At 64.5% G+C, this 25968-nt stretch carries 25 protein-coding genes; 11 read left to right on the top strand and 14 right to left on the bottom strand.

Going from position 1 to position 25968, the window contains the following annotated elements; all coding sequences use genetic code 11:
* Positions 1-86 precede the first annotated feature (86 nt).
* From AC1RRT_RS11685 to AC1RRT_RS11670, 4 genes are all read left to right on the top strand, one after another.
* Positions 87-1379 carry a nucleotide sugar dehydrogenase gene (locus tag AC1RRT_RS11685; protein WP_493013972.1) on the top strand — a complete coding sequence of 431 codons (1293 nt, stop codon included), beginning with the start codon at positions 87-89 and terminating at the stop codon, positions 1377-1379.
* A 77-nt stretch (positions 1380-1456) separates the two neighbouring features.
* Positions 1457-2620, top strand: a complete 1164-nt coding sequence (locus AC1RRT_RS11680) for a CobW family GTP-binding protein (RefSeq protein ID WP_493013971.1) — start codon at positions 1457-1459, stop codon at positions 2618-2620.
* Positions 2617-3021 carry a hypothetical protein gene (locus AC1RRT_RS11675; protein WP_493013970.1) on the top strand — a complete coding sequence of 135 codons (405 nt, stop codon included), beginning with the start codon at positions 2617-2619 and terminating at the stop codon, positions 3019-3021. Before AC1RRT_RS11680 ends, AC1RRT_RS11675 begins: the two co-directional genes overlap by 4 nt.
* Positions 3018-3839, top strand: coding sequence for a BUD32 family EKC/KEOPS complex subunit (locus AC1RRT_RS11670; RefSeq protein WP_493013969.1), 822 nt, complete (start codon positions 3018-3020; stop codon positions 3837-3839). The genes AC1RRT_RS11675 and AC1RRT_RS11670 overlap by 4 nt, the downstream gene beginning before the upstream one ends.
* Positions 3840-3845: 6 nt before the next feature.
* On the opposite strand, the gene AC1RRT_RS11665 is transcribed toward AC1RRT_RS11670, so the two are convergent.
* Positions 3846-4883, bottom strand: coding sequence for an asparaginase (locus AC1RRT_RS11665; RefSeq protein WP_493013968.1), 1038 nt, complete (start codon positions 4881-4883; stop codon positions 3846-3848).
* Between the two features lie 57 nt (positions 4884-4940).
* Here AC1RRT_RS11665 and AC1RRT_RS11660 point away from each other — a divergent pair, with 57 nt between their 5' ends.
* On the top strand, positions 4941-5456 hold the full coding sequence (locus AC1RRT_RS11660; RefSeq protein WP_493013967.1) for an RNA methyltransferase: 516 nt from the start codon (positions 4941-4943) through the stop codon (positions 5454-5456).
* A 292-nt stretch (positions 5457-5748) separates the two neighbouring features.
* Positions 5749-7182 (top strand): hypothetical protein, encoded by a 1434-nt coding sequence (locus AC1RRT_RS11655; RefSeq protein WP_493013966.1) that lies wholly within the window; start codon positions 5749-5751, stop codon positions 7180-7182.
* Positions 7183-7590: 408 nt separating this feature from the next.
* On the opposite strand, the gene AC1RRT_RS11650 is transcribed toward AC1RRT_RS11655, so the two are convergent.
* The 7 genes from AC1RRT_RS11650 to AC1RRT_RS11620 form a co-directional block, all read right to left on the bottom strand.
* Positions 7591-8520 (bottom strand): hypothetical protein, encoded by a 930-nt coding sequence (locus tag AC1RRT_RS11650; protein ID WP_493013965.1) that lies wholly within the window; start codon positions 8518-8520, stop codon positions 7591-7593.
* A gap of 124 nt (positions 8521-8644) precedes the next feature.
* A complete protein-coding gene (rpsA, locus tag AC1RRT_RS11645) occupies positions 8645-10372 on the bottom strand; it encodes a 30S ribosomal protein S1 (RefSeq protein ID WP_493013964.1) in 1728 nt (575 codons plus the stop codon).
* A 124-nt stretch (positions 10373-10496) separates the two neighbouring features.
* On the bottom strand, positions 10497-11150 hold the full coding sequence (gene cmk, locus AC1RRT_RS11640; RefSeq protein WP_493013963.1) for a (d)CMP kinase: 654 nt from the start codon (positions 11148-11150) through the stop codon (positions 10497-10499).
* A gap of 91 nt (positions 11151-11241) precedes the next feature.
* A complete protein-coding gene (locus AC1RRT_RS11635; protein WP_493013962.1) occupies positions 11242-11883 on the bottom strand; it encodes an alternative oxidase in 642 nt (213 codons plus the stop codon).
* Positions 11884-11961: 78 nt separating this feature from the next.
* Positions 11962-12933, bottom strand: a complete 972-nt coding sequence (locus AC1RRT_RS11630; protein ID WP_493013961.1) for a tripartite tricarboxylate transporter substrate binding protein — start codon at positions 12931-12933, stop codon at positions 11962-11964.
* A gap of 41 nt (positions 12934-12974) precedes the next feature.
* The gene (locus AC1RRT_RS11625) at positions 12975-14123 is read right to left on the bottom strand and encodes a CaiB/BaiF CoA transferase family protein (protein WP_493013960.1); all 1149 of its coding nucleotides are present in this window, start codon (positions 14121-14123) and stop codon (positions 12975-12977) included.
* Positions 14120-15052, bottom strand: coding sequence for a hydroxymethylglutaryl-CoA lyase (locus AC1RRT_RS11620; RefSeq protein ID WP_493013959.1), 933 nt, complete (start codon positions 15050-15052; stop codon positions 14120-14122). Before AC1RRT_RS11620 ends, AC1RRT_RS11625 begins: the two co-directional genes overlap by 4 nt.
* Positions 15053-15192: 140 nt before the next feature.
* Here AC1RRT_RS11620 and AC1RRT_RS11615 point away from each other — a divergent pair, with 140 nt between their 5' ends.
* Both AC1RRT_RS11615 and AC1RRT_RS11610 read left to right on the top strand, forming a co-directional pair.
* Positions 15193-16098, top strand: coding sequence for a LysR family transcriptional regulator (locus tag AC1RRT_RS11615; protein WP_493013958.1), 906 nt, complete (start codon positions 15193-15195; stop codon positions 16096-16098).
* Between the two features lie 69 nt (positions 16099-16167).
* Positions 16168-17085, top strand: a complete 918-nt coding sequence (locus tag AC1RRT_RS11610) for an EamA family transporter (RefSeq protein WP_493013957.1) — start codon at positions 16168-16170, stop codon at positions 17083-17085.
* 127 nt (positions 17086-17212) lie between these two features.
* On the opposite strand, the gene AC1RRT_RS11605 is transcribed toward AC1RRT_RS11610, so the two are convergent.
* From AC1RRT_RS11605 to AC1RRT_RS11590, 4 genes are all read right to left on the bottom strand, one after another.
* Positions 17213-17614, bottom strand: a complete 402-nt coding sequence (locus tag AC1RRT_RS11605; RefSeq protein WP_493013956.1) for an SRPBCC family protein — start codon at positions 17612-17614, stop codon at positions 17213-17215.
* Positions 17615-17628: 14 nt separating this feature from the next.
* Positions 17629-17979, bottom strand: a complete 351-nt coding sequence (locus AC1RRT_RS11600) for a VOC family protein (protein ID WP_493013955.1) — start codon at positions 17977-17979, stop codon at positions 17629-17631.
* 28 nt (positions 17980-18007) lie between these two features.
* Positions 18008-18856, bottom strand: coding sequence for a helix-turn-helix domain-containing protein (locus AC1RRT_RS11595; protein WP_493013954.1), 849 nt, complete (start codon positions 18854-18856; stop codon positions 18008-18010).
* Positions 18857-18926: 70 nt separating this feature from the next.
* Positions 18927-20216: an NCS2 family permease gene (locus AC1RRT_RS11590; RefSeq protein WP_493013953.1), complete on the bottom strand. Its 1290-nt coding sequence runs from the start codon at positions 20214-20216 to the stop codon at positions 18927-18929.
* Positions 20217-20552: 336 nt separating this feature from the next.
* Here AC1RRT_RS11590 and AC1RRT_RS11585 point away from each other — a divergent pair, with 336 nt between their 5' ends.
* Complete coding sequence (locus tag AC1RRT_RS11585) at positions 20553-22646, top strand: elongation factor G (RefSeq protein ID WP_493013952.1); 2094 nt, start codon at positions 20553-20555, stop codon at positions 22644-22646.
* A 4-nt stretch (positions 22647-22650) separates the two neighbouring features.
* Here AC1RRT_RS11585 and AC1RRT_RS11580 read toward each other — a convergent pair whose 3' ends face one another.
* Together AC1RRT_RS11580 and AC1RRT_RS11575 are read right to left on the bottom strand one after the other, a co-directional pair.
* Positions 22651-23184: a PAS domain-containing protein gene (locus AC1RRT_RS11580; RefSeq protein WP_493013951.1), complete on the bottom strand. Its 534-nt coding sequence runs from the start codon at positions 23182-23184 to the stop codon at positions 22651-22653.
* Between the two features lie 2 nt (positions 23185-23186).
* Entirely contained in the window at positions 23187-23795 is a 609-nt protein-coding gene (locus tag AC1RRT_RS11575) for a glutathione S-transferase (RefSeq protein ID WP_493013950.1), read from the bottom strand.
* A 581-nt stretch (positions 23796-24376) separates the two neighbouring features.
* Here AC1RRT_RS11575 and AC1RRT_RS11570 point away from each other — a divergent pair.
* Together AC1RRT_RS11570 and AC1RRT_RS11565 are read left to right on the top strand one after the other, a co-directional pair.
* Positions 24377-24565: a DUF4089 domain-containing protein gene (locus tag AC1RRT_RS11570; RefSeq protein ID WP_493013949.1), complete on the top strand. Its 189-nt coding sequence runs from the start codon at positions 24377-24379 to the stop codon at positions 24563-24565.
* A 4-nt stretch (positions 24566-24569) separates the two neighbouring features.
* Positions 24570-25961: an AtzE family amidohydrolase gene (locus AC1RRT_RS11565; RefSeq protein ID WP_493013948.1), complete on the top strand. Its 1392-nt coding sequence runs from the start codon at positions 24570-24572 to the stop codon at positions 25959-25961.
* The last annotated feature ends 7 nt before the right edge of the window (positions 25962-25968 follow it).

Here is a 25968-nt window from a genome sequence, read left to right as displayed (position 1 = left end):
GATCCAAGGCTTTCCGGCTGGCTTTATTGACAGAGCGGGACAGCCGGGCTACCCCCTGACACGGTTTCAGGAAAGGTCCCGCGGGCATGTCCGCCTCCCCGTCTCCCACCCCCAAGATTGCGGTTATCGGCCTCGGCTATGTCGGCCTGCCGCTGGCCGTGGCCCTGGCCAAGCATTTTCCGGTGGTCGGCTTCGATATCGACCGCGGCCGGGTGGAAGAGCTGCGGCAGGGCCATGACCGGACCCGCGAGATCGAGGCCCCGGCCCTGCGTGCCAGCACGCTCCGTTTGAGCTGCGAGGCCGCCGACCTGACAGGCCAGACCATCTATATCGTCACCGTGCCGACCCCGGTGGACGAGAACAACGTCCCCGACCTCAAGCCCGTGCGCTCGGCCTCGCGCACCGTGGGCATGGCGCTGAAGACCGCTCCGGCGCCCGGCGCCATCGTTGTCTATGAAAGCACCGTCTATCCCGGCGTGACCGAGGATATCTGCGGCCCGATCCTGGAAGAACTGTCGGGCCTGACCTGCGGCAAGGATTTCTTCCTCGGCTATTCTCCCGAGCGCATCAATCCCGGCGACAAGGTGCATACCGTCGACAAGATCACCAAGGTGGTGGCCGGCCAGACGCCCACCGTCGCCGCACAGCTCGCCGACATCTATGGCCGCATCACCAGCGGCGGCATCCATCTGGCGCCGACCATCAAGACGGCCGAGGCCGCCAAGGTGATCGAGAACGCGCAGCGCGACATCAACATCGCCTTCGTCAACGAGATCGCCATGATCTTCGGCAAGATGGGCATCTCAACCCATGACGTGCTGGAGGCCGCCGGCACCAAGTGGAACTTCCTCAAGTTCCAGCCCGGCCTGGTCGGCGGCCACTGCATCGGCGTCGATCCCTATTATCTCGCGCATCGCGCCGAGGAGCTGGGCCACCATGCCCGCATCATCCTGTCGGGCCGCGCCATCAACGACGGCATGAGCGCCTGGGTCGCCGAGCGCATCTCCGAGCAGCTCAAGCCCAAGGCCAAGGTTCTGGTGCTGGGCATCACCTTCAAGGAAGACGTGCCCGACCTGCGCAATTCCAAGGTGGTCGACCTGATCGCCGCGCTCGGCAAGCTCGGCCACAGCATCACCATCCACGACCCGCAGGCCGACGCCAACGAGGCGCAGCACGAATACGGCCTGATGCTGGCGCCCCGGCTGGACCAGCTGTCGGGCTTCGACGCCGTGCTGGCCGCCGTGCGGCACAAGGAATATGCCGAGCTCGACAACGCGGCGCTGGCCCGGCTGGTCAAGGCCGGCGGCCTGGTCGCCGACCTGAAAAGCCTGTGGCGCGGCCGCGCGTTGCCCGACGGCCTGCAATACTGGTCGCTGTAAGCCGCATCCTGTGCTTCGGGGGCTGGACAGCGCCGCCCTGCCGCCCAAAATACTCCGCTGATTAGGAGTTCCGCGTCATGTCAGACCAGATCGACCATCGCCTGCCGGTTTCGGTGATCACCGGCTTCCTCGGCGCCGGCAAGAGCACGCTGCTGAACCGCCTGCTGCGCCATCCCGACATGGGCGAGACCGCCGTGATCGTGAACGAGTTCGGCGAGATCGGGCTCGACCATGCGCTGATCGCCTCGAGCCAGGAAGACACCGTGCTGCTCAGCTCGGGCTGCCTGTGCTGCACCGTGCGCGGCGACCTGGTGAACACCTTCCGCGACCTGACCGCCAAGCGCGACAAGGGCGAGATCAAGCCGTTCAAGCGCGTGGTGATCGAGACGACCGGTCTGGCCGACCCTGCCCCCGTCCTGCACACTTTGATGAGCGACCCGGTGGTGGCCGAGCGCTATCGCCTGGAAAGCGTGGTGACCCTGGTCGATGCCGTGAACGGCGACAGCACGCTGGACCATCACATCGAAGCCGTGAAGCAGGCCGCCGTCGCCGACCGGCTGGTGCTGACCAAGACCGACCTGGCCGAGAGCAAGCTGGTGCAGACCCTGCGCCATCGCCTGCAGCATCTCAATCCGGGCGCCGCCGTCTTCACGGCAATCGGCGGCGATATCGCGCCGAAGCAGCTGTTCAACGCCGGGCTCTATGATCCGACGACCAAGAGCTTCGACGTGCAGAACTGGCTGCGCGCCGAATCCTACGAACAGGGCCACGATCACGACCATCATCATGATCATGACCATGGACATCATCACCATGATCACGGCCATGATCACGGGCACGATCATGGCCACCAGCATTTCCAGACCGCCGAGGGCAAGCTGGACGTGAACCGTCACGACGCCTCGATCCAGTCCTTCTGCCTGACCTTCGACGAGCCCTTCGAGTGGAACACCATGGCCACCTGGCTCGACCTGCTGGCCGCCTATCGCGGCGACAACCTGCTGCGCGTGAAGGGCCTGGTGAATGTCGCCGGCGTCGACCGCCCGGTGGTGATCCACGGCGTGCAGCACCTGTTCCATCCGCCGGCCACGCTGCCGGCCTGGCCCGATGCCGACCGTCGCTCGCGCATCGTCTTCATCACCCGCGACCTGGGCCGCGAGGTGATCGAGCAGACCCTGGTGGCGCTGCAGAAAGCCGGGCCCGAGGCGCATCTCAATCAGGCCGGAGCGCACGGATCATGAGCGGCCCGATCGACTTCCCGCCCGCCGTCACCGCCGCAGGCTTTGCCGGGCTGATCGCGCTGGCCGAGACCTTCACCCGCATCGTGCGCGCCGAAACCGAGGCACTGCAGCGTGGCGAACGCCAGGGCTTCGAGGCGCTGACCGCGCGCAAGGGAGAATATCACGCCGCCCTGCAGGACAGCATGGCGACGCTGGCGCCGCGCCGCGACCAGGCCACGCCGCAGGAGCGCGAGGCCTGGAAGAAGGCGGCGGCCGAGGCTGAGGCCGCGCTGCAGGACAACGCCAAGCTGATCGCGGGCGAACAGCTGCAGGCGGCGGCGATGCTCGACATGCTGCGCGATAGCCTGCGCCAGAACAGCATCGGCTATGGCCCCAATGCGAGGCTGAAGCCGCGTTCATGAGCGGGGCCGCGCCGGTCGACGACCTTGCCGCCAACCCGGACCTGCAGGACCTGATCCGCAGTCTGCGCGAAACTGCACTGACCCGCGTCTTCTCGCTCACCTATGGCGGCCGCAAGCTCTGGATCAAGACCACGGGCAAGCCGCGCCTGCGCTCCTCGGTGCTGCTGCAGCGCGTCATCGCCGGCCTCTTCGCGCTGCCGATCCTGCAGCCGGCGCGCGACCAGAGCGGCGCGCTCGGCCTTGCCGCCGAGGCCGAAGCCATCCGCAAGCTGGCCGCGGCCGGCTTTCCGGTGCCGCCGGTGCTGGCCTGCACCGGGCAATGGCTGGTGCTGGGCGATTCCGGCATGGCGCTGGAAGACCGGCTGAATGCCGAGAGCGATACCGACCGGCGCTGGCAGATGATTTCCAATGCCGGCGATCTGCTGATGCGCCTGCATCATGCCGGCCTGTGGCATGGCGGCGCGCAGATCCGCAATTTCAGCTGGGCCGACGATACTCCCGGCCTGCTCGATCTCGAGGATCACGCGCTGCCCGGCATGAGCCTGGCGGAAAAGCAGGCGCGCGACCTGCTGCTGTTCCTCTATTCACTGATGCGCTACGACCGTGGCTTGATACCGCCGCGCCTGCCCGCACTCGCCACCGTGATGGTATCGCAGGCGACACCCGACGTGCGCGACAGTCTCGCGAAACTGCGCCGCCGCATGGCCTGGCTGCTCAATCTCGCGCGCCTGGTCGCGCCCTATGCCGGCCGCGACGTGGGCCAGGCGGTGGCCGCCGATGACGCGCTCGCCATCGCGCTGGCCCAGCCGATCAACTAATCATCTTCAGAAAGCCGGCGGCTCCAGCCCGATGCTGCCGACATTGATGCCGCGCCAGTTGTTCAGCGACTGCTCGACCAGCGGACGCACATGCTCGCGGCCGGTATCGTCCAGCAGCTTGAGATGCTCGAGCAGGCCGCCAAGTGCTGTTTGAGCCGCACGCGCCGTGCCATCCAGCACCTTCAGCGCAATCCCCAGGCCCAGTTCGGCCGAGGCGGCGGTATAGACGCCCTCGGCGCCGGTCTTGGCGATGAAACGCCCCTTGCCGGCCTCCATCACCGCCGTGCAGAAGCGGCCGCTGCCAGCCACGTAGAAAGGCTCGGCCGCAACGGCAGCGGCAATGCGCTGCGCGGCTTTGGCGCGCGCGGGCGACAGGCCCTGACCGGTGACGAAGCGGGCAAAGCCCCAGGCCAGGTTGCGCAGCGGAATCGCCATGGTCGGCATCGAGCAGCCATCGACCGCGATGGTGGCCGGATCAATCCTGACGCCACAAACATCTTCAATCGCAGCCGTGACGCGGCGCTGCACCGGATGGTCGGGCTTCACATAGCCGCGGATATCCTCGCCCAGATGGGTCGCCACCGAGACCATGCCGGCATGCTTGCCCGAGCAGTTGTTGTGCAGGTTGGTCGGCGCTTCCTGGCGGCGCGCGATCTGCCGCGCGGTTTCCTCGTGATAGGGCCAGTGCGCGCCGCATTCTAGATCGTCTGGCGTGCGGCCAATGCGCTGGAGCCAGGCCGCCACCGTCTCGGTATGGGCCGCTTCGCCGCCATGGCTGGCGCCCGACATGGCCAGCTCCTTCAGGCTGAGGCCGAAGGCATCGGCCGCGCCGCTTTCGACCAGCGGCAGGGCCTGGATCGCCTTGTTGGACGAGCGCGGGAAGATCATGGCTTCGGGTTCGCCCCAGGCGGCCACCGTTTTGCCGGCGGCATCCGTGATCACCGCCAGCACGGGATGGCGGCTTTCCACTTGCGCGCCGCGCCGGACCTCGACAATAAAGGGCCGCGCACCGGGCGCAGGCAGGGGGGCGAAGGGTTGGCCCATGGCTTTACTCCTGTCTTGAAACCGGTGGCTTTATACACGGACAGGACGGGGCTGGCGATGCGCGGCTTTTTCGGAATCGGCGTCGAGGGCATGAGCAAGCCCATGAATGCCGGCAATCTCTTCCGCACGGCGCATGCCTTCGGCGGCAGTTTCGTCTTCACCATCGCCGCCACCTATTCGGTGAACGCGGCGCGCTCGGACACCAGCAAGACCCCCCATAACCTGCCCTGGTACACCTACGACTCGGCGGCCGAGTTGAGCCTGCCGACCGGCTGCAAGCTGGTGGGCATCGAGCTGCTGGACGAGGCCATCGAATTGCCGAGCTTCCGTCACCCCCTGCGGGCGGCCTATGTGCTGGGTCCGGAAATGGGGTCGCTGAGCCCCGAGCTGGTCAGCCGCTGCGATCATGTGATCAAGATCCCCACCAGCTTCTGCGTGAATGTGGGTGTCGCTGGCGCCATCGTGATGTACGACCGGCTGATCACCCTGGGGAAATTCGCCGAGCGTCCGATCTCCCCGCTGGCCAAGGCGCTGCCGGTAACCAATCCGGGTGGACGTCACCCCAAACGATAACCCAAGTTGATTAGGCGACCGACCCGATCGCCTATTCCGCAGGCACTGGACCAGGCGGTTGCAGGCCGGACAATTTGCGGTTTGCATAGGGCCCAGGTCGACCCGATTTCTAATAGAATCAACAGCCTTACCCTTCCCTTCGCGGAAGGCCCTGTCATAATGGGTGCATAAGGGCAGGCGTTGCATAGAAGGCTGGAATACAGTGAACGCGCCATCGGGGGTTACTGAGGTTGGCAGCGGGGTTGTTCTGTGTCAGGACGCCCATTCGCTCTCTGAACGGCGTGCGCGCATCATGATCGGCCGCATCTGCCGCGACTATTTCGACGAGAACATCCTGTCGCCCTTCGAGCTGCTGCATCACAGCGGCCATGCAAAGCTGCTGAACGGCGCCGAGAATCTCTGCGCCGCCCTGGTGCAGAAGGCCGCTGTGGCGCAGGCCCAGGCGACCAATTCGCCGGTGCGCGACAAGGTGAAGAAACTCTACGCCATCACCACGGCAGCGATCACCCAGGTGGAGGCCTTCGAGAAGCGCCTGCCCACCACGGCACTGACCCATCGCCTGCTGGCGCAGCTCACCACCTCCGATCCACTCTACGGCACCCGCATTGCCTACTGCGCGCTCGCGCATCACGTGGAGATGTGCAAGACCTGGACCGAGAAGGCCGAGCGCTGCCTCGCGCTGTTTGACGATGGCATCGACGCCTCCGCGGCCACCATCCTGGACGAGGCCTTGGCCGAAATCCTGCAGGGCAAGAGCGCAGTGCCGGAGTTGCTGGGCAAGTTCCGCGATGCGCGGATCCGCATCATCCAGTTCATGTCGCTGCTCGACCAGCGTTATGCCGTCGATGATCACGCCTTTGAAACCGAGATCGCGCGCCGCCTGAACGCAGTGGCGGCCAAGCACAAGATGCCGGCGCTGCGCGATGCGGTGATCCAGCTGATCCGCCGCCTGCTGATCTCGTCGGTGCCGCTGCTGTCGGAAGAGCCGGTCGAGGAATTCGATGCCACCCGCCAGGTTTATGCACTGCTGACCAAGGAGCGCGATTTCGCGCTGGAACTGGGCGCGGCCGACCTGTTCGAAAAGCGCATGGTGCGGCTGGTGACTTCGGAAAAGCTGGCGCGTCTGATCCCGGGGCATTTCTCGGCACCCAAGCTCATGCAGGGTCTGAAGCTGTTCGAGGAAAGCATCGGCGACGGGCCGAAGGAAATCCTGCTCAAGTACATTTCATACCTGTTCGAGCATCGCGATCTGGAAAAGGAATTCGTCGATCCCGCCTATACCATCGAGGAAAAGGTGGAGATCGCGCAGGAACTGCGCAAGAAGCTGATCAGCGTCGGCCTGTCGGACCATCGCCGCGAAGCCTTCCTGGGCATCCTCGATCCGCTGATCCCGCGCCTGGCCAGCGGCGACCAACGCAAGGCCACCCGTAACCAGTGCGGCCCGGAAGACCATGTGGTGCTGGAAGGCAACCGCATCCCGCTGAAGAACTGGAGCGTGCGCGGCCTGCTGTTCGGGCCGATCACCGGCACCTTCTTCGAGGGCGAGGAGCTTAAACTGACGGTGAAGATCAAGAACCCGAAGCTGCAGATCACCTTCGACGCCGTGGGCGACGTGGTGCGCTATACCGACGACGGCATGGTGGCGATGAAATACACCTGCGCGGACAAGCAGATGGCCAAGAAGATCGCGCTGTATTTCGATCCGCTGGCCGGCGCGCGAGTTTAAAACTACAACAGTCTAGATACGCAACCGTACATCAAATTTATCAAGGTGATAACGTCCTGCGCTCCGGCAGGATAGCTTCCTGCTTTGTGCATCAATTGGTTGCGTCTATTCACCAAACGATTCTGATAATAAGTGCGATGCTGGTGGGTGAATGGCACCCCTGCTGCATTGGCAAACTCTATTAGGTGTCTGCCCATAGTTGGGAACGGTGGAGCGCATCCATAATGATGCGCGAGGGCCGACAAAGAGCTGTCAAAAGCCCTCATTGCATGTATCAGCTGCAGCAGTTCTCGACGCCTATTCGGGGCCATTTTCTTGATCTGACCCACCTCGGTCAGCTCTGCAATTATTGTCCCTCTATCCCCTGGGGGAATTTTTGCCGATCCGTTTATTAAAACAGCCAACGTTTCAGCTTTGCGATGAGGCATGTTCGCCACCCCGCAACCAACGAGAAACATCGGAAAACCTCAACCCCCGTCCTTTCGCAATTCTCTCCAAGATCATGAACTCTTCAATCGCCTCGGCTGGCCCTATGACCAAACCAGCCAATGATGCAGCCATCAAATAGTCCACATCATCATCCGCTCCTCTGTCAGCAGAAAAAAAGATTGGCATCTCATGGTCACCAAAATATGGGACGCCATTATCAAGAATATATTCATTCAGAATAGCTGTGCGAATGGATGCCTCTATTGCCTTTCTACCTGGTGAAATCTGCTCTATTAGCAGTCGATCATCCTGATGATAGACATTTATTTTTCGCCACTGACTCCAAGTTCCAGCGCTTTTTGTTCCAATCCTATGAGGCAAGCCGCGCTTCGCATATGAAGAGAAGAAGTTTTCGAAAGCGCCCTTAGAATGTGCAGGGGAAGTTCGTCCCCGATCTCGTCGAAGAGCGATCTGAGAAAGTTGTAAAGCCAGCGATGAACGCTTTGCGTTAAACAATCTTTGCTTAATTAGATTTTCAGAATCTTTAACGACAACATCCCGAGTAGAAGCCAAGTAAGAAATTTCGCGCTCCGAAAGCGGCAGAACCTCATCAAAGCTGTAGTGCGGCCAACCATTTAAAGAAGACTGCTCTCCGCCATACACCAGAATACATCTAGTATTAACTGGAAGCGCCAAACGCGCCCCAATAAGTCGAGCCTTCAGTCGTGGAGAGGACGGAGATTCCCGCGAATTTGGAATGAATAGTGCTGTTAGAATTCCATTACCACCGATGAGAATATCCGGCGTCTCTATGAGATAGGGGTGCTGAGGATGAGATACCGCTCGAAACTCTTTCCCCAGCCGACCGCTTACAGATTTCACTAACGATATTTTTTCCGCTGCATGCATAGATATTCACCCCTATTGCATCGCCCCTCGTAAAACTGCCACTCAAACAATAGGCACGCAAAGAAAAACCCCGGCGGATCGCTCCGCCGGGGTTCTGTCTTTTCAGAGCTTGGAGGCTGCCAGATTACTGGCCGGCCTCGTCGTCCTTCTTCTTGCGCATGGCGGCGCCCAGGATGTCGCCGAGCGACGCACCGGAGTCCGTGGAACCGAACTGTTCCATCGCCTTGCGATCCTCTTCCATCTCGCGCGCCTTGACCGACAGGGTCAGCTTGCGGGCCTTGCCGTCGATGGTGACGATCTTGGCGTCCAGCTTGTCGCCGACCGAGAAGCGGTCGGGGCGCTGTTCGTCGCGATCGCGGCTCAGCTCGGTGCGGCGGATGTAGCCCTGCACGCCGTCGCCGACGCTGACCGACAGACCCTTCGGATCGACCGCGGCCACCGTGCAGGTGACGACGCTGCCCTTCTTGAGATCACCCAGCGACTGGAACGGGTCGTTCGCGAGCTGCTTGATGCCGAGCGAGATGCGCTCCTTCTCGACGTCGATGTCGAGAACCTGCGCCTTCACGATCTGGCCCTTGCTGTACTCGGTGATGGCCTGTTCGCCAGCCTTGTTCCAGTCGAGGTCGGACAGATGCACCATGCCGTCGACACCGCCGTCGAGACCGATGAACAGACCGAATTCGGTGATGTTCTTGATCTCGCCTTCGATGCCCGAACCGATCGGATGCTTCTCGGCGAAGCCGTCCCACGGGTTGGACATGCACTGCTTCAGGCCCAGGCTGATGCGGCGCTTGGCCGGATCGACCTCGAGCACCATCACTTCGACTTCCTGCGAGGTCGAAACGATCTTGCCCGGATGGACGTTCTTCTTGGTCCAGCTCATCTCGGACACGTGCACGAGACCTTCCACGCCCGGCTCCAGCTCCACGAAGGCGCCGTAGTCGGTGATGTTGGTGACGCGGCCCATGAAGCGGGCGGTGACCGGATACTTGACCTTCACGCCTTCCCACGGATCGGCTTCCAGCTGCTTCATGCCGAGCGAGATGCGCTGGGTTTCCGGATTGACGCGGATCACCTGCACCTTGACGGTCTGGCCGATGGACAGCACTTCGGAAGGATGGTTCACGCGACGCCAGGCGATGTCGGTGACATGCAGCAGGCCGTCGACGCCGCCGAGATCAACGAACGCACCGTAATCGGTGATGTTCTTGACCACGCCGTCGAGGATCTGGCCTTCCTTGAGGTTGGACACCAGTTCGCTGCGGGCTTCGGCGCGGCTCTCTTCGAGCACGGCGCGACGCGAGACAACGATGTTGCCGCGGCGACGATCCATCTTCAGGATCTGGAACGGGGTCGGCTGACCCATCAGCGGGCCGATGTCGCGCACCGGGCGGACGTCAACCTGGCTGCCGGGCAGGAAGGCGACGGCGCCGGACAGGTCGACAGTGAAGCCGCCCTTGACCTTGCCGAAGATCACGCCTTCGACGCGCTGGTTGGCGTTGAAGCTCTGCTCCAGCTTTTCCCAGGCTTCTTCACGGCGGGCCTTGTCGCGGCTGATGACCGCTTCGCCCATGGCATTTTCGATACGGTCGAGGAAGACCTCGACGACGTCGCCAGCCTTGATCTCGGCGGCACGGCCCGGACCCGCGAATTCCTTCAGCGGCACGCGGCCTTCACACTTCAGGCCCACATCGATGATCGCAAAGTCGTTCTCAATGCTGACGACGATGCCCTTCACCACCGAGCCTTCCATGGCGGAAGACGAGGTGAACGACTCTTCGAGCAGGGCGGCAAAATTCTCGTTGTCCGCGGAATACTCTTCCGCAGCCTTAACGGCAGGACGCTTGGCCATATTGTCTCCTAGGAGCCCCTGGGGTTGGTGGCCTGCCGGACGATTAAAACGTCCTCGGGGCGAGCAGGCATCCGGCGCGACGCAAACGGTCCGGAGGGTTGGTTGATGAACCTGAAGACGGGCGTCAGCGCTTCAGGGTCGAGGCAACGATTTCCACCGCCGCCGCAACGGCCGCTTCTATAGCCAAATCCGAGGTATCCAGCAAGTGGGCATCGTCCGCCGGCTTGAGCGGGGCGGCGCTTCTGGCGCGATCCTGCTCGTCGCGGCGGCGCAGATCGGCCAGAACCCGCTCAAATGTGGCGGTTTCACCCTTGTCGACCAGCTCGCGATGGCGGCGTTCCGCGCGAACCTCGTCGCGGGCGGTCACGAACAGCTTCACGGCTGCGTCCGGGCAGACCACCGTGCCGATATCGCGGCCATCCAGCACGGCACCGGCCTTGCCAGAGGGCGGCGTGGTGGCAAACCGACGCTGGTAGTCCAGCAGGGCGGCGCGGACGGCGGGGATGGCGGCGACCTTCGAGGCGGCGAGACCGACCGCCTCGGACCGCAGGTCGGCGGCGGCAAGATCGGATTCATCCAGCGATTCCGCAGCCTTGGCGGCAGCGTCGGGGTCGGCCGGGTCGGCCATGTGGCGCAGCACCTTGGAGCCCACGGCGCGGTAGAGCGAGCCGGTGTCGAGATAGGCGTAGCCGTAGCGGTCGGCCAGCCGGCGGGCCAGCGTGCCCTTGCCGGCCGCGACAGGGCCGTCGACGGCGATGATCACAGAAGCGGACGTCATGGCGCCTTGGTAGACGCCGCCCTTGGGCGCCGCAAGGGTTTCCGACGGCTTTTCCCGGGGGTTTCCAATATTTTCAATAGGTTAGAACGGATCACGCCTCGGCGGGTTTCGCGCCTGGCCGCTCGCCGGCCAGGATGTCGGCGAAGCGGTGATTGACGTCGCGGTGCTTGCCCTCGTCGGCCCGGGTGGCCAGCACCACATCGCGCAGGCGGGCATCCGGCGCGAGTTTCCAATAGGTGATCGCCACTTCCGGCGCGGGGATATTCTCCTGCCGGCCGGCATCGATTTCGGCCAGATACTGCGTGTAGCTGACCACCGCCTCCTCCTCCAGGTAACCGACGATGCGATGCGCGGTCTTGGGCGCGAGCAGGTAGAGCAGGAAGAAGGCGTTGAAGAAGCCGCCCTGCACCAGCAGCACCAGCAGGCGCTCCAGCGCATTGGGTTTGGCGATGGTGACAAAGACCATCAGATGCATGCGCTCGTTCTCGGCCTCTTCGAGCAGGGTGTGAATCCAGCCGCGATCGTCACTCATGCGGCGCAGGCATTTCAGATGCACCAGCATGCCGCCGACCATGCCGGGCACGGCGGCGACCGTTTCTAGCACCACGGCGCGATGGCCGTAGCGCTTGGCGAAAAAGGCATCGGCGAAAAAGCGCATGAACTTCACGAGCGCGAACGCAAAGCGGTCGGAGAAATCCTGCGGGACGTGATGGGAGGGCTGGTCGGCGGGCATGACGGCTCCTGGGGCGGCTGTCTATGCCATCCACCCTAAAAGCTGCTCCCCAGCCTGGAAAGGAAATTTATCCGGGGGTCATTCCGGCTTCAGGCCCGCCTGCTCCACCAGCCTGGTCATGCGGGTCATCTCCGAAGCGAAATAGGCCTTGGCGTCCTCGGGCGTGCCGCCCTGCAAGATATAGCCCTGCGCCACCAGCGCATCGCGCACCTGCGGATCGGTCAGCGCCGCCTTGAAGGCCTTGTGAATGCGCGCGACGTCGTCCTTGGCCAGACCGGCCGGACCGATCACGGCGAACCAGCCCTCCAGCGCATAGTTCTTCAGGCCCTGTTCGGCGATGGTGGGCACCTCGGGCATCATCGGCGAGCGCGTCGGCGTCGAGACGCCAAGCGCCTTGAGCGTGCCGGCCTTCACATGCTGGCTTGCGACATTGACGGCAACGAAACCGAGCTGCACCTGGCCGCCGAGCAGGTCGGTGACCATCTGGCCGGTGGCACGATAAGGCACATGCGTGATGCTGACGCCGCCCTCGCTGACCAGCATCTGACCGGCGAGATGGATGATGGTGCCGTTGCCCGAGGAGGCGTAGTTCAGCATGCCCGGCTTGGCCTTGGCCAGCGCCAGCAGCTCGGGGATGGTCTTCGCCTCCACCGACGGATGCGCCACCAACACGAAGGGCGTGGCGCCCAGCACCATGATCGGCGTGATGTCGTTCAGCGTATCGTAGGGGATCGCCTTGTAGACGCTGGGATTGACGACATGATTGTTGGAGACGATGCCGATGGTGCTGCCATCCTTCGGCCCCTTCACGATCTGCGCCGTGCCGGTGACGCCGCCGGCGCCCGGCAGGTTCTCGATCACGATGCCCTGGCCGAGCGATTTCGACAGCGCATCGGTCATGACGCGCGCGGCGCCATCGACGCCCGAGCCGGCGCCGACCGGCAGGATGATGCGGGTCACCTTGCCCGCCGGCTGCGCCATGGCGAACGAGGGCACCAGCAGTGCGGCGGCAAGCACCGCAAGGCCGCGGCGGTTGATAAGGCAGGTCATGATCGCAGGTCTCCTCGTCATTTTTTTATCGTTCAGGTCGGTCAGTATCGCTCGTACCGGTTTGGTGACGCCAGCTCCGCCAGCACCTCTTCTGTATGTTCGCCCACCGCCGGCAGCGGCTGGCGCACGCCCAGCCGGCGGCCACCCATGCGCAAGGGCAGCAGCACCACATCGGTCTCGCCATCCTCGGTCTGCATCCGGGCAATACTGCCGCTCGCCTTCAGATGCGGATCGCTGACCAACTGGTCGGGTCGGGCGATTGGTGCATAGGGCAGGCCGGCGGCTTCCAGCTTCGCCGACAGCTCATCGATCTTGTAAAGTCGCAGCGTTTCGCCCAGGCGCTGGATCAAGCCGGGCCGTGCCGCCACGCGCTGCTCGTTGGTGCGCAGGCTGGGATCGGCCGCGAGGTCGGGGCGGTCGATGATCTCGCAGAGCTGCAACCATTGCTTGTCGCTGACGGCCGCGATGAAAAGCTGCTGGTCGTTGGCCAGCGTGAAGACATCGTAGACGCTCCAGGCCGAGACGCGCGACGGCATCGGCGGCGGCGGTTCGCCGGTCATCGAATACTGCTGCATATGCTGGGCATTAAGGAAAACGCAGTTCTCGAACAGCGCGCTCTGGATTTCCTGACCCTTGCCGGTGTCGCGGCGCTCGACGATCGCCGCGAGCACGCCGATGGCGCCGAACATGCCACCCATGATGTCGTTCACCGAGGTGCCGGCGCGCAGGGGCCGGCCAATCGGACCGGTCATATAGGCGAGCCCGCCCATCATCTGCACGACCTCGTCCAACGCCGTGCGATGCTCATACGGCCCCGGCAGGAAGCCCTTGTGCGAGACATAGATCAGACCGGGATTGCGCGCTGACAGCGTGATGTAATCCAGGCCGAGCGAGGCCATGCGGCCGGGACGGAAATTCTCGATCACCACATCGGCCGTATCGAGCAGCTTCAGCGCCTTGCACAGGCCGTCCTTGGTGTCGACATCGAGCACGACGCTTTTCTTGTTGCGATTGAAGCTGCGGAAAAAGCCGATGCCCAGTCCCGGCAGCTTGCGCGTGCGGTCGCCGTTCGGCGGCTCGACCTTGATCACCTCGGCGCCGAGATCGGCGAGGATCATGCCGCAGGTCGGCCCCATCACCATATGGGTGAACTCGACGACACGGAGGCCCTGCAACGGAAGCTTGCTCATACGGATGCACTCATTGCTTTTGGCATGGTTTTGGGAAGGCCGGCGCGCCACAATGTTCCGTGCAGGCTTTCGCCCTGCAGCCATTGCGCTACATCGGCGCGCAGGCGCAGCAATTGTTCCAGATCGATGCCGGTCTGGCAGCCCATGCTGGCCAGCATATAAGCGAGATCCTCGGTGGTGACGTTGCCGCTGGCGCCCGGCGCATGCGGGCAGCCGCCGATGCCGGCGAGCGAGGCATCGAAGCGCGCGATACCGGTTTCCATCGCCGCATAGACATTCGCCAGCGCAAGGCCACGCGTGTCGTGGAGATGACCGCACCAGAATTTGTCGCCGGCCAATGCGACGGCGCGGGTGAACAACGCCTTGACGCCGGCCGGGTCGGCATAGCCCACGGTATCGGCCAGGCTGACGCGATCCGCGCCAGCGTTCAGCGCGGCTTCAAGCAGGCGCAACACCTCGTCCGGATCGACCGCGCCCTGCAACGTGCAGCCGAAAGCCGTGCCGACGCCGCCCTCTACCAGGGTCTTCGCGCCCATCGCATCGCGCATCGCGCGGATCTGCGCCAGCACAGCGATCATCTCGTCTGGCTCCTTGCGCACATTGGCGCGGCTATGCGCCAAGCTGGCCGAGATCGGCAGCAGCAGCAGGTCGGCGCCGGATGCGAAAGCGGCTTCGGCGCCTTTGAGATTCGGCACCAGCACGGAGACGAACAGCCCGGGCAGGGTTTTGGCAAAGGCCACCAGCTCCGCCGTATCGGCGAGTTGCGGCAGCAGATGCTTCGGCACGAAGGAGCCGACCTCGATCTCGCGCTGGCCGGCCTCGTAAGCCCGGCGGATCCATTCGCGCTTGCGCTCGGTCGGCAGAATGGTGGCGATGCTCTGCAGCCCGTCGCGCAGGCCGACTTCGCGGATGATGATCGGACGATTCATGGAGTGCCCAAGCCCTCGGGGGTTAACCATGCCCGGCTGGCGCGGGACAGTAGCCATTCCGGTTTGGCGTACAATTGCCATTTCGGAACGTTAGGCTTTCCCATCTGGAATGTCTAAAGCAGCTATGGCAGGATACTGCCATGCGTGATCTGGACCTGACGTCGCTGCGCCTGTGGGTTGCCGTTTGCGACCATCAGAATATCGCCCGTGCCGGCGAGGCCGAGAATATTGCCGCCTCGGCCATCAGTAAGCGCATCGCCCAGATGGAAGCCCAGCTCGGCACGCCGCTGCTGATGCGCGGCCGCCGCGGCGTGCGCCCGACCCCGGCCGGCCAGGCCCTGCTCGAGCATGCGCGCAGCATGCTGTTCACCCTGGAGCGCATCGAGGCCGACATCTCCGCCTATGGCGGGGGCTTAAGCGGCCATGTGCGCATGCTGGCCTCGCCGTCCGCCATCGCCGAGACGCTGCTGGACGATGTCGCCGCCTTCATGCGCGCGTCCGACAACCGCGCCATCAAGGTGGATATCGAGGAGCGCCTGACGCGCGACGTGATCCGGTCTTTGCGCGAGGGCGTCGCCTCGGTCGGCATCTGCTGGGACAATACCGACCTGACCGGCGTGGAACATCGCCCCTATCGCACCGATCACCTGGCGGTGGCGGTGCATCCCGATCACCCGCTGGCACATCACAAGAGCCTGCGGTACGAGCAGACCTTCGGCTATGAGCAGGTCAGCCTGCCGCCAGCCTCGTCGGTGCATGTGATGCTGCAGCGCGCAGCCGCGCGCGCCGGCCAGACCATCTCCAACCGCATCATCGTATCGAATTTCGATTCCGCCTTCCGTGTCGTCGCCGCCAACCTGGCGCTCGGCATCATGCCCAGCGAAGTCGGCAGGAACTACACGGGGCTGGGCAATGTGGTGATGGTGCCGCTGACCGATAGCTGGGCGTTGCGGCGCTTCGTGATCTGCTTCCGCGACTACGACACCCTGCTGCCCGCCGCCCAGCGCATGGTCGATCACCTGAATGCCATGGCCGAAGCGGGCTGAACGGCGAATTCCCCTCAAGGGGGACCTGCACGCTTTTCATTTGCGCCGCCGACAGCCCCAAGCTACGCCATGACCATGGAATGGGCATGGATACCGATCACCATCTGGGCCGCCGCCTGCCAGACCGTGCGCACCGGCCTGCAGAAGCAGCTGAAAGGCCGGCTGAGCACCAATGGCGCGAGCTTCGTGCGCTTCGCCTACGGCTTGCCGCTGGCGATCGCCTATCTCGCCGCCTGCCTCTATTTCACCGGCCGCGCGCTGCCCGCCACGCATCTGGAATTCTATGCCTGGACGGCTTTGGGCGGCGTGGCGCAGATTCTGGCGACCAACCTGCTCATCCTCGCGCTGTCGATGCGCAACTTCGTGGTCGCGACGGCTTACTCGAAGACGGAAGCCTTGCAGGCCGCCGCCTTCGGCATGCTGATCCTGGCCGAGCCGGTGAGCATGGGCGGCGTCGCCGCCATCGTGATCGGCACCATCGGCGTGCTGCTGATCTCGCTGAAGGGCAGCGACAATGCGCTGAAGTCCTTCCTATTCGGCTGGATGGAAAAGTCGGCCCTGATCGGTATCGGCTCGGGCGCGCTGTTTGCCGTCTCGGCCATCGGCTTTCGCGCTGCTTCGCTGTCGCTGAACGAGGAATTCCTGCCGCTGGCCGCCGCCACCACGCTGGTGCATGCCATCGCGCTGCAGATCACGCTGATGCTGATTTATCTGGTGCTGCGTGAGCCGGGTGAGCTGCGCCGTGTGATCGCCGCCTGGCGGCCTGGGCTGATCGTCGGCATGGCGTCGGCCGCCGGATCAGCCGGCTGGTTCACCGCTATGGCGCTGCAGGTCGCCGCCTATGTCCGCATGCTGGGCATGAGCGAGATGATCTTCACCTTCCTCATGTCCTATCTGGTGTTCCGCGAAAAACCCTCGCGCACCGAGATCATCGGCGTGGTCGTACTGATGGGCGGCATCCTGCTCGGGCTGGCGGTCCGCAAGTAAGGCGCGAACCGCACTTCGTCGTCACCCGGACAGGATACCGGATCCCGGTTGGGCTCGGGACTCCCACCGAGGAAGGCTAATCCCCCGGCGGAAATGACGACGAAGGGCGCGGTTACGCCTTCTCCGGTTACGCTTTCTCCAGGGCTTTCTGCGCCGCCGCCATGCCCTGTTCCATCATGCCTTCGACTATCGGCGCCATCGCATCGGGCAGCAGATCGGCAGTCCAGACCAGACGGCAGCCGCCGCCGTCGGGGATGACCTGGAAAGATGCGCTGTGATGGCTGAGCCGTTCGTTGGGCTCGACCGAATAGGCCAGCCGCATCCGCGCCTCATCCAGGTGCAGGATGCGTTCACGCGCCACCAGACCATTGCCGAAGGTGACCATGCGCGAGGCGCCGCCGGACTCCAGCTTGGTATCGGTGACAAAGCCCGGGCAGAAGCGTGTATGGAGCGCGCCGGTGTCGCGCACGACATCCCAGACGCGCGCGGGCGCGTTCTCCAGTGCGATTTCCTTGTGGATGCTGGCCATACCGCTCGCCCTTCTCAGTCCATGCAGACGGCTTCGACGTTATTCCCGTCGGGGTCGAGCAGGAAGCCGGCGTAGTAGGTCGGGCTGTAATCCTCACGCAGGCCGGGCGCGCCATTGTCCGTCGCCCCGGCCTTCAGACCAGCGGCATGGAAAGCAGCGACGGCCTTGCGGTCCGGCGCCCTGAAGGCGACATGGGTACCGCCGTGAGCGTCCTTGGACTCATATAGCCAGAGCGCGGGCGCATCGGGTGGGCCGAAGCCGGTGCCGGAACTGTCGGGCACGAAACCGAGCGGCTTGAGCAAAGCGGTGTAGAAGGCGCGGCTGGCGGCGAGGCTCTTCACCTTCAGGCCGATATGGTCGTACATCGAATCCTCCGTAACTGGAGGATCAGGATTACGCCGTCAGGGCGAGCCGTTCTTGGAGAATCTTGCGGTTCTTGCCCCGGGCGGCCTGGCGGAAGCCACGCGGGGTGACACCGGCGGCGCGGCGGAAGCTGCGCATGAAATTCGACAAATCGGCAAAGCCCGCGTCATAGGCGATGCCGGTGACCGGCGCGTCGCTGTCGACGAGCAGGCGCGCGGCACGGCGCAAACGGGCACGCACCAGGTACTGATGCGGCGTGACGCCCAGCACGCGGGTGAAGACACGCAGGAAATGGAACGGGCTCAGGCCCGCTTCCGAGGCCGCCGCCGCCAGGTCGATCTCCTGATCGGCATGGGCATCGAGCCACAGTGCGGTTTCCACGGCGCGGCGGCGGTCGCGCGCGGTGCCCTCGGGCGACGGGGCCTCGCTGCCGGTGACGGTCCCGACCACACGGGCAGCGAAGGCATGGCCGATCTCGTCCAGCCCCAGATCGCTGTTGCCATCGGCTGCGGCCTGCGCCAGCTCGCCCAGCACCATCAGGCCGGGCAGCGGCGGCAGCGCGCCGATGCGCCACAATTCCTTGCGGTCATGCAGGCTGTCGGTCAGCGCCGGCGACAGGTTGAAGGACAGGCATTCGTCGCCGCAGAGGTGATGGTCATGGGTGCAGGTGAAGTCGTCGCCGGCATGGCCGGTCAGCACCGCGCCGGCCACCAGCTCATGCGCCTTGCCGCGATAGCGGTAGCCGAAACTGCCTCGCCGCACGAAGGAGATGGAGGTGCCGGTATGCTGTTCCGCGAACGGCTTCGCATCCGGCCCCGCTTCGCAGCGATAGTCGATGACGCGAATCTGTTCGGTTTGCAGAAGCGTGCGGACCTGCATGGGCAGATCCTACCATGAAAAACGCGGGCGACCCAAGACGTCGCCCGCGTCGTCCAGGTCAGTGAAATGCTTACGAAACCGCCAGCTTGATCACGAAGAGCACCGCCAGCACGGCCATGATCGGGTGCACATCCTTGACCCGGCCCGACAGTGCCTTGCCCACCACATAGGCGATGAAGCCGAGCGCGATGCCGGTGGCGATCGAGAAGGTCAGCGGCATGGCGACGGCCGTGACCACGGCCGGCGCGTATTCGGTGACATCCTCCCAGTCGACCTTGACCAGGCTGGAGCACATCACGCAGGCGACGAAGAACAGCGCCGGCGCGGTGGCGAAAGCCGGCACGCTGGTGGCCAGCGGCGCCAGGAAGATCGAGGCCAGGAACAGCACGGCGACGACCACGGCGGTGAGCCCGCTGCGGCCGCCGGCGCGGATGCCGGCCGCCGACTCGATATAGCTGGTCACCGTGGAGGTGCCGAGCGCCGCACCGACCATGGTGGCGAGCGAGTCGGTGATGAAGGCCGGCCCGATGCGCTTGAGCTTGCCCTCGCTGTCCATCATGCCGGCGCGCGGCGCGATCGAGATCAGGGTGCCGGTATTGTCAAACAGGTCGACCATGAAGAAGGCGAAGACGATGGAGACCAGACCCACCGACAGCGCGCCCATGATGTCCATCTGCAGGAAGGTCGGCGCCAGGCTGGGCGGGGCCGAGAAGATGCCGTTGAACTTCGACAGGCCGAACACGATCCCCAGCACCGTGATCACCAGGATGGCGATCATGATGGCACCAGGAATCTTGCGGTAGTCCAGCGCGATGATCAGCACGAAGCCGAGGCAGGCCAGCAGCGCTGTCGGCGCGCCGATCTTGCCGAGCGTGACGATGGTGGCCGGATGGGCGACGACGATACCGGCATTCTCCAGCGCGATGATGGCGAGGAACAGGCCAATGCCCGCGCCGATCGCCATCTTCTGCGACATCGGAATGGCATTCACGATCCTCTCGCGGATCGGCAGCACCGAAATGATCAGGAAGATCACGCCCGAGAGGAAGACAGCGCCCAGACCCACCTGCCAGGTGTGGCCCATGCCGAGCACCACGCCATAGGTGAAATAGGCGTTGAGCCCCATGCCCGGCGCCAACGCGACCGGATACTTGGCCCAGAGGCCCATCAAGGCGCTGGCCAGCGCCGCGCCGAGGCAGGTGGCGACGAAGGCCGCGCCCTGATCGATGCCGGCCTTCGACATGATCAGCGGATTGACGAAGATGATGTAGGCCATGGTGAGGAAGGTGGTGAGGCCGGCCAGCAGCTCGATCTTCACCGAGGTGCCCTTCTCCGCCAGCTTGAAATAATTCTCCAGCATGGAATCCCCCTGGGTTGTTTGCGGCCGCGCCCTGCCCTGCGGACAGGCCACGGCCGAGTCGCGTCTGTGCCAAGTATGGCCAAGCGATGGCGGGGATGCACGGATTTTTCAGGCCGGCAAAGGACATGCGAACGGATGCATGCACACGAACATCCACGGCTGTCCCCTGAAGATTTTTGAAAAATCTTCTATCCGCGACGCGCGCCCTGTGGAATCCTGAACCCAGGGTTAAACGCTGTTCCGTTCTCTTAAGACCGGCAGCAGAACCGGTCTTATCCGCCGCCAGGCTTGCCCGCCGCTGCATCACGCAGGGGCTGCAACAGAGGGAGACCGATCATGCCCAACATTTCTCAAACCTCGCCCAGTGTAGGCTCGCCTAGTGTAGGCGCACCCAGTGTAAGCACAGCGGGTGCTAGCGCGCCCAGGGTCGCCGCCATTGTCGGGCCCTACACATCGGGCAAGACCACGCTGATGGAATCGATGCTGTTCATCGCCGGTGCGATCCCGCGCAAGGGCAGCGTCGCCAACGGTACCAGCATCGGCGATGCCAGCGCGGAAGCACGCAGCCGCCAGATGACCGTGGAGCCCAACCTGGCCCATGGCCGCTTCCTCGACGATCCCTGGATTTTCATCGACTGCCCCGGTTCGGTTGAGCTGGCGCAGGAATCCTTAAGCGCGCTGATGGTGGCCGATATCGCCATCGTGGTGGCCGAGCCCGATCCGGCGCGCGCCGTGACCCTGGCGCCGCTGCTGCGCTTCCTCGACGAACGCCGCATCCCGCATGTGCTGTTCATCAACAAGCTGGACAAGACCAGCATCCGCATGGCCGACCTGCTCTCGGCCCTGCAGCAGGTCTCGACCCGACCGCTGGTGCTGCGCGAGGTGCCGATCCGCGAGCGCGACACCATCACCGGCTATGTCGATCTGGTGTCGGAACGCGCCTACCGCTATCGCGACAACGCCTCCTCCGACCTGATCGAGATGCCGGACAGCGTGCGGCCGCGCGAAAACGAAGCGCGCCAGATGCTGCTGGAGACCATCGCCGATTTCGATGACGCGCTGCTGGAGCAGCTGCTGGAGGACCGCACGCCGGCGCCGCAGGACATCTATGCGCAACTCGCCAAGGACATTGCCGGCGACCTGATCGTGCCGGTCTTCTTCGGCTCGGCCGAACGCGGCAACGGCGTGCTGCGTCTGTGGAAAGCGCTGCGGCATGAAGCCCCGCATCACCAGGAGGCCGCCGCACGGCTGGGCCTTACGCCTGAAGACGAGGCTTTCTGTGCCACCGTGTTCAAGACGCAGCACCAGTCGCATACCGGCAAGCTGAGCTTTGGCCGCATCTGGTCGGGCCAGATCGCCGAGAATGGCGCGCTGGGCGGCAAGCGTCTGGGCGGGCTCTATCGCATGATGGGGGCCAAGGCCGACAAGCTGCCGCAGGCCGGGGCCGGCGATGTGGTGGCGCTGGGCAAGCTGGACGACATCAATACCGGCCAGCATCTGAACGGCGAAGGTGAAGGCCGCACCGCGGCCGACTGGCCGGCCCCAGCGGAGCCCGTGCATGCCCGCGCGCTGCATCCCGCCGACCGCAAGGATGACGTGAAGCTGACCGCCGCCCTGACCAAGCTGCATGAAGAGGACCCCAGCCTGACCATCGAGCAGAGTGCGGGTCTGCTGCTGCTGAAGGGCCAGGGCGAAATCCATCTCAAGCTCGGCATCGACAAGCTGCAGCACCGCTTCAATGTCGCAGTGCGCAGCAGTGCACCTCCCACCAACTACAAGGAGACGATCCGCCATGGCGCGCAGCAGCATGCGCGCTTCAAGCGGCAATCGGGCGGCCATGGCCAGTTCGCCGACATCAAGGTGGAGATCATGCCGCAACCGCGCGGTGGGGGGTATCACTTCACCAACCGGGTGGTCGGCGGCGCCATCCCGAAGAACTACATCCCCGCCGTGGACGAGGGCATCCAGGATTCGCTGCAGCGCGGACCATTGGGCTTCCCCGTCGTCGATGTCGCCGTGACGCTGGTGGACGGCCAGTATCACACGGTCGATTCCTCCGATCAGGCCTTCCGCACCTGTGGCGGGCTGGCGATGAGCGAAGGCCTGGCGAAATGCGCGCCGGTGCTGCTGGAGCCGATCCAGGCCGTCACCTTCACGGTGCCGACCGAATATACGGCCAAGGTGCATGCCATCGTGTCGTCGCGGCGCGGCCAGATCCTGGGCATCCGCGCGCGCGAGGACTGGCCCGGCTGGGACGCCATCGACTGCTACCTGCCGGAAGCCGAGATGCATGACCTGGCCATCGAGCTGCGCTCGATGACGCTGGGCGTCGGCGGTTTCGCCGCGCATTTCGATCATCTGCAGGAATTGGCCGGCAAGCTGGCCGACCGGGTGGTGGAGGACCGGCGCCGGATTCTGGCGGCGGCCTGAATCTTTAATCCGGCACGACGAGGGTGACGCCCGGCTCGAAGCTGGCGGCATAGGTATAGGTGGGCGCATCGCCACTGCCCTCGTCGGCCGCGAATGTCTGCGTGGCGATGAACATGTCGACGGTGACGCCGTCCTCCGCCAGCGGACAGAGCAGCCGCCGCGTCAGGCCGGATCGGCCCGTCGGGGCGCGATAGGCGGTTTCGGAATAGACCGGCTGCCGCTCGGCCATCGCCAGCCGATACAGGCCAGCCAGATAATCAGCGTAGTCGTGGTTGGGATTGAGTTCGTCGATGTAATGCCCGACCAGATCATGGCCGGACTGTTCGATGATGCGGCTGCCGACCAGACGGAAGCGGAAGCGCCGGCCGCCGTCGACAGCCTCGACCAGGCCGACATGCGGCAGAAGGTCGGCGCCCAGGCGCAGCGGATCGATGCTGAGGCGCGATGGCAGGCGGCCGGGCGCGGGCCGCAGGCTGCGCCATAGGGTCAGCAGATGCGCGAGGCGGCGGTCCTTCAGCCAGGGCGCCGCCTCGCTCATCGCTATGCCGGTATGGTGGCCTTGAACGACGGCCGCGCGAACATGCGGTCGGCGAAGGCGGCGGATTTGGGATACTGCTTGCGCCATTCGATATGGCCATAGCGGAAATCCATATAGCCCAGCGCGCAGGCGATGGTGACGGTGCCGATATCGATACGATCACCGAAGCCGGCAGCCAGCTTCTCGACCTCGGTCAGCGCGCCATGCACCTTCTTCATCTGGTTTTCCGACCAGTCGGACCAGCGCTTGTCTTCCGGGCGCAGGAAGCCCTCGTAACGCACCAGCAGGGCAGCATCGAGCAGGCCGTCACCCAGGGCCTGCTCGCGCAGGGCAACCCAGCGCGCCTTGCCGCTGGCGGGGAAGAACTTCGGCTTGTCATGCAGGCCGTCGAGATATTCACAGATCACGCGGCTGTCGAAGAGATGTAGGCCGTCATCCGTGACCAGCGTCGGCACCTTGGCGACCGGATTGGCCTGCACGACATCGGCATGCTGGTTGACCGGCGTGGTGCTGAGCGCGTGGCGCTCGATCTTCGCGTCCAGCCCGGTTTCCAGCGCAAGCACGGTGACCTTGCGGACATAGGGCGAGGTTGGCGAATAGTAGAGTTTCATTGTGTTTCTTCCCTTCATGGCGAGGCGGTCAGCCTAGCCCCGCCCCAGGACAGACGCCATGCGGACAATACCGACAAAATGGCCGGCTCCGGAGGGGAACAATGCGTAATCCATGTGGGCAGGACGGGGAGCCGGCATGTGGCAGGCAAAAAAACGCCGGCTTGCGAAGACCGCAGCCGGCGTTAAGTGTCCGTCTCGCCACCCGGTCCGATCACAGATCAGGAGCCGGGGTTACTCTCGCAGCCCGATGCGCCTCGGCACCGGATGCTGATCCCTACAAAGCAGATTCCATGCCAGCGTCATTGCAGGGTTTCGGGGCGGTTTGGGGTCGGTCCGGCAGGGTTAATGCCCAAGAGGCGGGCGGCATGGGACAGCCATTGCCCAGCGGCAAGGCAACTTCCGAATGGGCCGTAGCCGGAGAATGACGATTCAAGCCGGGCTGCTGCCAGGCCGTAGTGGTCCGGGAATTGCTGTGTCGGCAGCAGCCAGACGCGGCGTGGCCACCCCTGTGATTCAGGCCCCTGCGGTTGCCTGTCATTGTCCGGCGGCCAATACTGCGCCGCCCAGATCGAGGATGCTGCATGAGTGACGACACATTCGATGCCGACGCCTATATGGCCGCCGCCGCCAAGGCAATGGGCATCACGCTGGACGAGGCCTGGAAGCCCGGGGTGATCGACAACCTCAAGCGGTCGCGGCAGATCGCGCAGGCCTTCCTCGGTCAGCCGCTGCCCGACGAGACCGAGCCCGCTCCCGTCTTCAAGGCGTAAATCCATGACCATCGATTGGCAGAGCAAGGCCCATGAGATCGCCGCGGCCGTACAGGGTGGTAAAATATCGGCTACCGAAAGCCTGCGTGTGTCGCTGGCCCGCATCGAGGCGACCAATCCGGAACTGAACGCCTTCACCGCCGTGACCTCGGAGCGCGCCCGCGCCCGGGCCGCCGCCATCGACCAGGCGCGCGACAACGGAGAACCGCTGGGGCCGCTGGCCGGCGTGCCCTTTGCCGTGAAGAACCTGTTCGATGTGGCCGGGCTTTCGACATTGGCCGGATCGAAGATCAACCGCGACCACGCGCCAGCAAAAGCCGATGCCCTGCTGGTTCGGCGCATGGAAGCCGCCGGCGCCATTCTGGTCGGCGCACTGAACATGGGCGAATACGCTTATGACTTCACCGGCGAGAATGTGCATTACGGCGCCTCGCGCAATCCGCATGATCCGACCTGCATGGCCGGCGGTTCCTCGGGCGGTTCGGGTACGGCGGTGGCCGCCGGCATGGTGCCGCTGGCGCTCGGTTCGGACACCAACGGGTCGATCCGCGTGCCGTCTTCACTCTGCGGCCTGTTCGGCCTGAAGCCAACCTTCGGACGGCTGAGCCGCCATGGCAGCTTCCCCTTCGTGGCCGATCTCGACCACCTGGGACCGATGGGCCGCGCGGTCGCCGATCTGTCGCTCAGCTACGACGCCATGCAGGGGCCGGATGCGCAGGATGCCTGGTGCGCGCAGAAGCCGGTTGAAGCCACCGCCGCAAGACTGGATAGCGGCATCGACGGGCTGCGCATTGCCGTGGCTGACGGCTATTTCGCCGACCAAGGCGAGGCGGATGCCCATGACGCAGTGGCGGCGTTCGCCAAGGAACTGAAGGCCGACCAGCGCGTCACCATCCCCGAAGCCGCGCGCGGCCGCGCGGCGGCCTATGTGATCACCGCCACCGAAGGCGCCAATCTGCATCGCGAACGGCTGAAGACACGCGCCGCGGATTTCGACCCCGCCGTGCGCGACCGCTTCTTCGCTGGCCTGATGCTGCCCAGCGATTGGCTGGTGCAGGCACATCGTTTCCGCCGCTATTACCAGACCCGCGTACTAGAGGTATTCAAGGATGTCGACATCATCCTGGCGCCGGCGACGCCGCGCGTGGCGCCCAAGCTGGGTCAGGTGATGATGACGCTGAACGGCGTGGAGATGCCGGTACGCGCCAATCTTGGATTGTTCACGCAGCCAATCTCGGCCATCGGCCTGCCGGTGGTGGCGGCGCCTTTTGCTGACCGCAAGGGTAAACTGCCGATCGGCGTGCAGATCATCGCCCCGCCATGGAAGGAAGAGTTGGCGCTGCGCGTGGCGCGCCGGCTGGAACAGAGCGGCGTCGCCGCATCGGTTGCTGTGTAGAGGATAT

This window comes from Ferrovibrio sp. GW821-FHT12B10 (assembly GCF_058807515.1).
This window is presented reverse-complemented; position numbering and strand designations above follow the sequence as displayed.

What these genes read in the sequence shown, in the direction of transcription:
- AC1RRT_RS11685 (WP_493013972.1), top strand. Translation starts at nt 87, where the DNA reads ATGTCCGCCTCCCCGTCTCCCACCCCCAAGATTGCGGTTATCGGCCTC.
- AC1RRT_RS11680 (WP_493013971.1), top strand. Translation starts at nt 1,457, where the DNA reads ATGTCAGACCAGATCGACCATCGCCTGCCGGTTTCGGTGATCACCGGC.
- AC1RRT_RS11675 (WP_493013970.1), top strand. Translation starts at nt 2,617, where the DNA reads ATGAGCGGCCCGATCGACTTCCCGCCCGCCGTCACCGCCGCAGGCTTT.
- AC1RRT_RS11670 (WP_493013969.1), top strand. Translation starts at nt 3,018, where the DNA reads ATGAGCGGGGCCGCGCCGGTCGACGACCTTGCCGCCAACCCGGACCTG.
- AC1RRT_RS11665 (WP_493013968.1), bottom strand. Translation starts at nt 4,883, where the DNA reads ATGGGCCAACCCTTCGCCCCCCTGCCTGCGCCCGGTGCGCGGCCCTTT.
- AC1RRT_RS11660 (WP_493013967.1), top strand. Translation starts at nt 4,941, where the DNA reads ATGCGCGGCTTTTTCGGAATCGGCGTCGAGGGCATGAGCAAGCCCATG.
- AC1RRT_RS11655 (WP_493013966.1), top strand. Translation starts at nt 5,749, where the DNA reads ATGATCGGCCGCATCTGCCGCGACTATTTCGACGAGAACATCCTGTCG.
- AC1RRT_RS11650 (WP_493013965.1), bottom strand. Translation starts at nt 8,520, where the DNA reads ATGCATGCAGCGGAAAAAATATCGTTAGTGAAATCTGTAAGCGGTCGG.
- rpsA (WP_493013964.1), bottom strand. Translation starts at nt 10,372, where the DNA reads ATGGCCAAGCGTCCTGCCGTTAAGGCTGCGGAAGAGTATTCCGCGGAC.
- cmk (WP_493013963.1), bottom strand. Translation starts at nt 11,150, where the DNA reads ATGACGTCCGCTTCTGTGATCATCGCCGTCGACGGCCCTGTCGCGGCC.
- AC1RRT_RS11635 (WP_493013962.1), bottom strand. Translation starts at nt 11,883, where the DNA reads ATGCCCGCCGACCAGCCCTCCCATCACGTCCCGCAGGATTTCTCCGAC.
- AC1RRT_RS11630 (WP_493013961.1), bottom strand. Translation starts at nt 12,933, where the DNA reads ATGACCTGCCTTATCAACCGCCGCGGCCTTGCGGTGCTTGCCGCCGCA.
- AC1RRT_RS11625 (WP_493013960.1), bottom strand. Translation starts at nt 14,123, where the DNA reads ATGAGCAAGCTTCCGTTGCAGGGCCTCCGTGTCGTCGAGTTCACCCAT.
- AC1RRT_RS11620 (WP_493013959.1), bottom strand. Translation starts at nt 15,052, where the DNA reads ATGAATCGTCCGATCATCATCCGCGAAGTCGGCCTGCGCGACGGGCTG.
- AC1RRT_RS11615 (WP_493013958.1), top strand. Translation starts at nt 15,193, where the DNA reads ATGCGTGATCTGGACCTGACGTCGCTGCGCCTGTGGGTTGCCGTTTGC.
- AC1RRT_RS11610 (WP_493013957.1), top strand. Translation starts at nt 16,168, where the DNA reads ATGACCATGGAATGGGCATGGATACCGATCACCATCTGGGCCGCCGCC.
- AC1RRT_RS11605 (WP_493013956.1), bottom strand. Translation starts at nt 17,614, where the DNA reads ATGGCCAGCATCCACAAGGAAATCGCACTGGAGAACGCGCCCGCGCGC.
- AC1RRT_RS11600 (WP_493013955.1), bottom strand. Translation starts at nt 17,979, where the DNA reads ATGTACGACCATATCGGCCTGAAGGTGAAGAGCCTCGCCGCCAGCCGC.
- AC1RRT_RS11595 (WP_493013954.1), bottom strand. Translation starts at nt 18,856, where the DNA reads ATGCAGGTCCGCACGCTTCTGCAAACCGAACAGATTCGCGTCATCGAC.
- AC1RRT_RS11590 (WP_493013953.1), bottom strand. Translation starts at nt 20,216, where the DNA reads ATGCTGGAGAATTATTTCAAGCTGGCGGAGAAGGGCACCTCGGTGAAG.
- AC1RRT_RS11585 (WP_493013952.1), top strand. Translation starts at nt 20,553, where the DNA reads ATGCCCAACATTTCTCAAACCTCGCCCAGTGTAGGCTCGCCTAGTGTA.
- AC1RRT_RS11580 (WP_493013951.1), bottom strand. Translation starts at nt 23,184, where the DNA reads ATGAGCGAGGCGGCGCCCTGGCTGAAGGACCGCCGCCTCGCGCATCTG.
- AC1RRT_RS11575 (WP_493013950.1), bottom strand. Translation starts at nt 23,795, where the DNA reads ATGAAACTCTACTATTCGCCAACCTCGCCCTATGTCCGCAAGGTCACC.
- AC1RRT_RS11570 (WP_493013949.1), top strand. Translation starts at nt 24,377, where the DNA reads ATGAGTGACGACACATTCGATGCCGACGCCTATATGGCCGCCGCCGCC.
- AC1RRT_RS11565 (WP_493013948.1), top strand. Translation starts at nt 24,570, where the DNA reads ATGACCATCGATTGGCAGAGCAAGGCCCATGAGATCGCCGCGGCCGTA.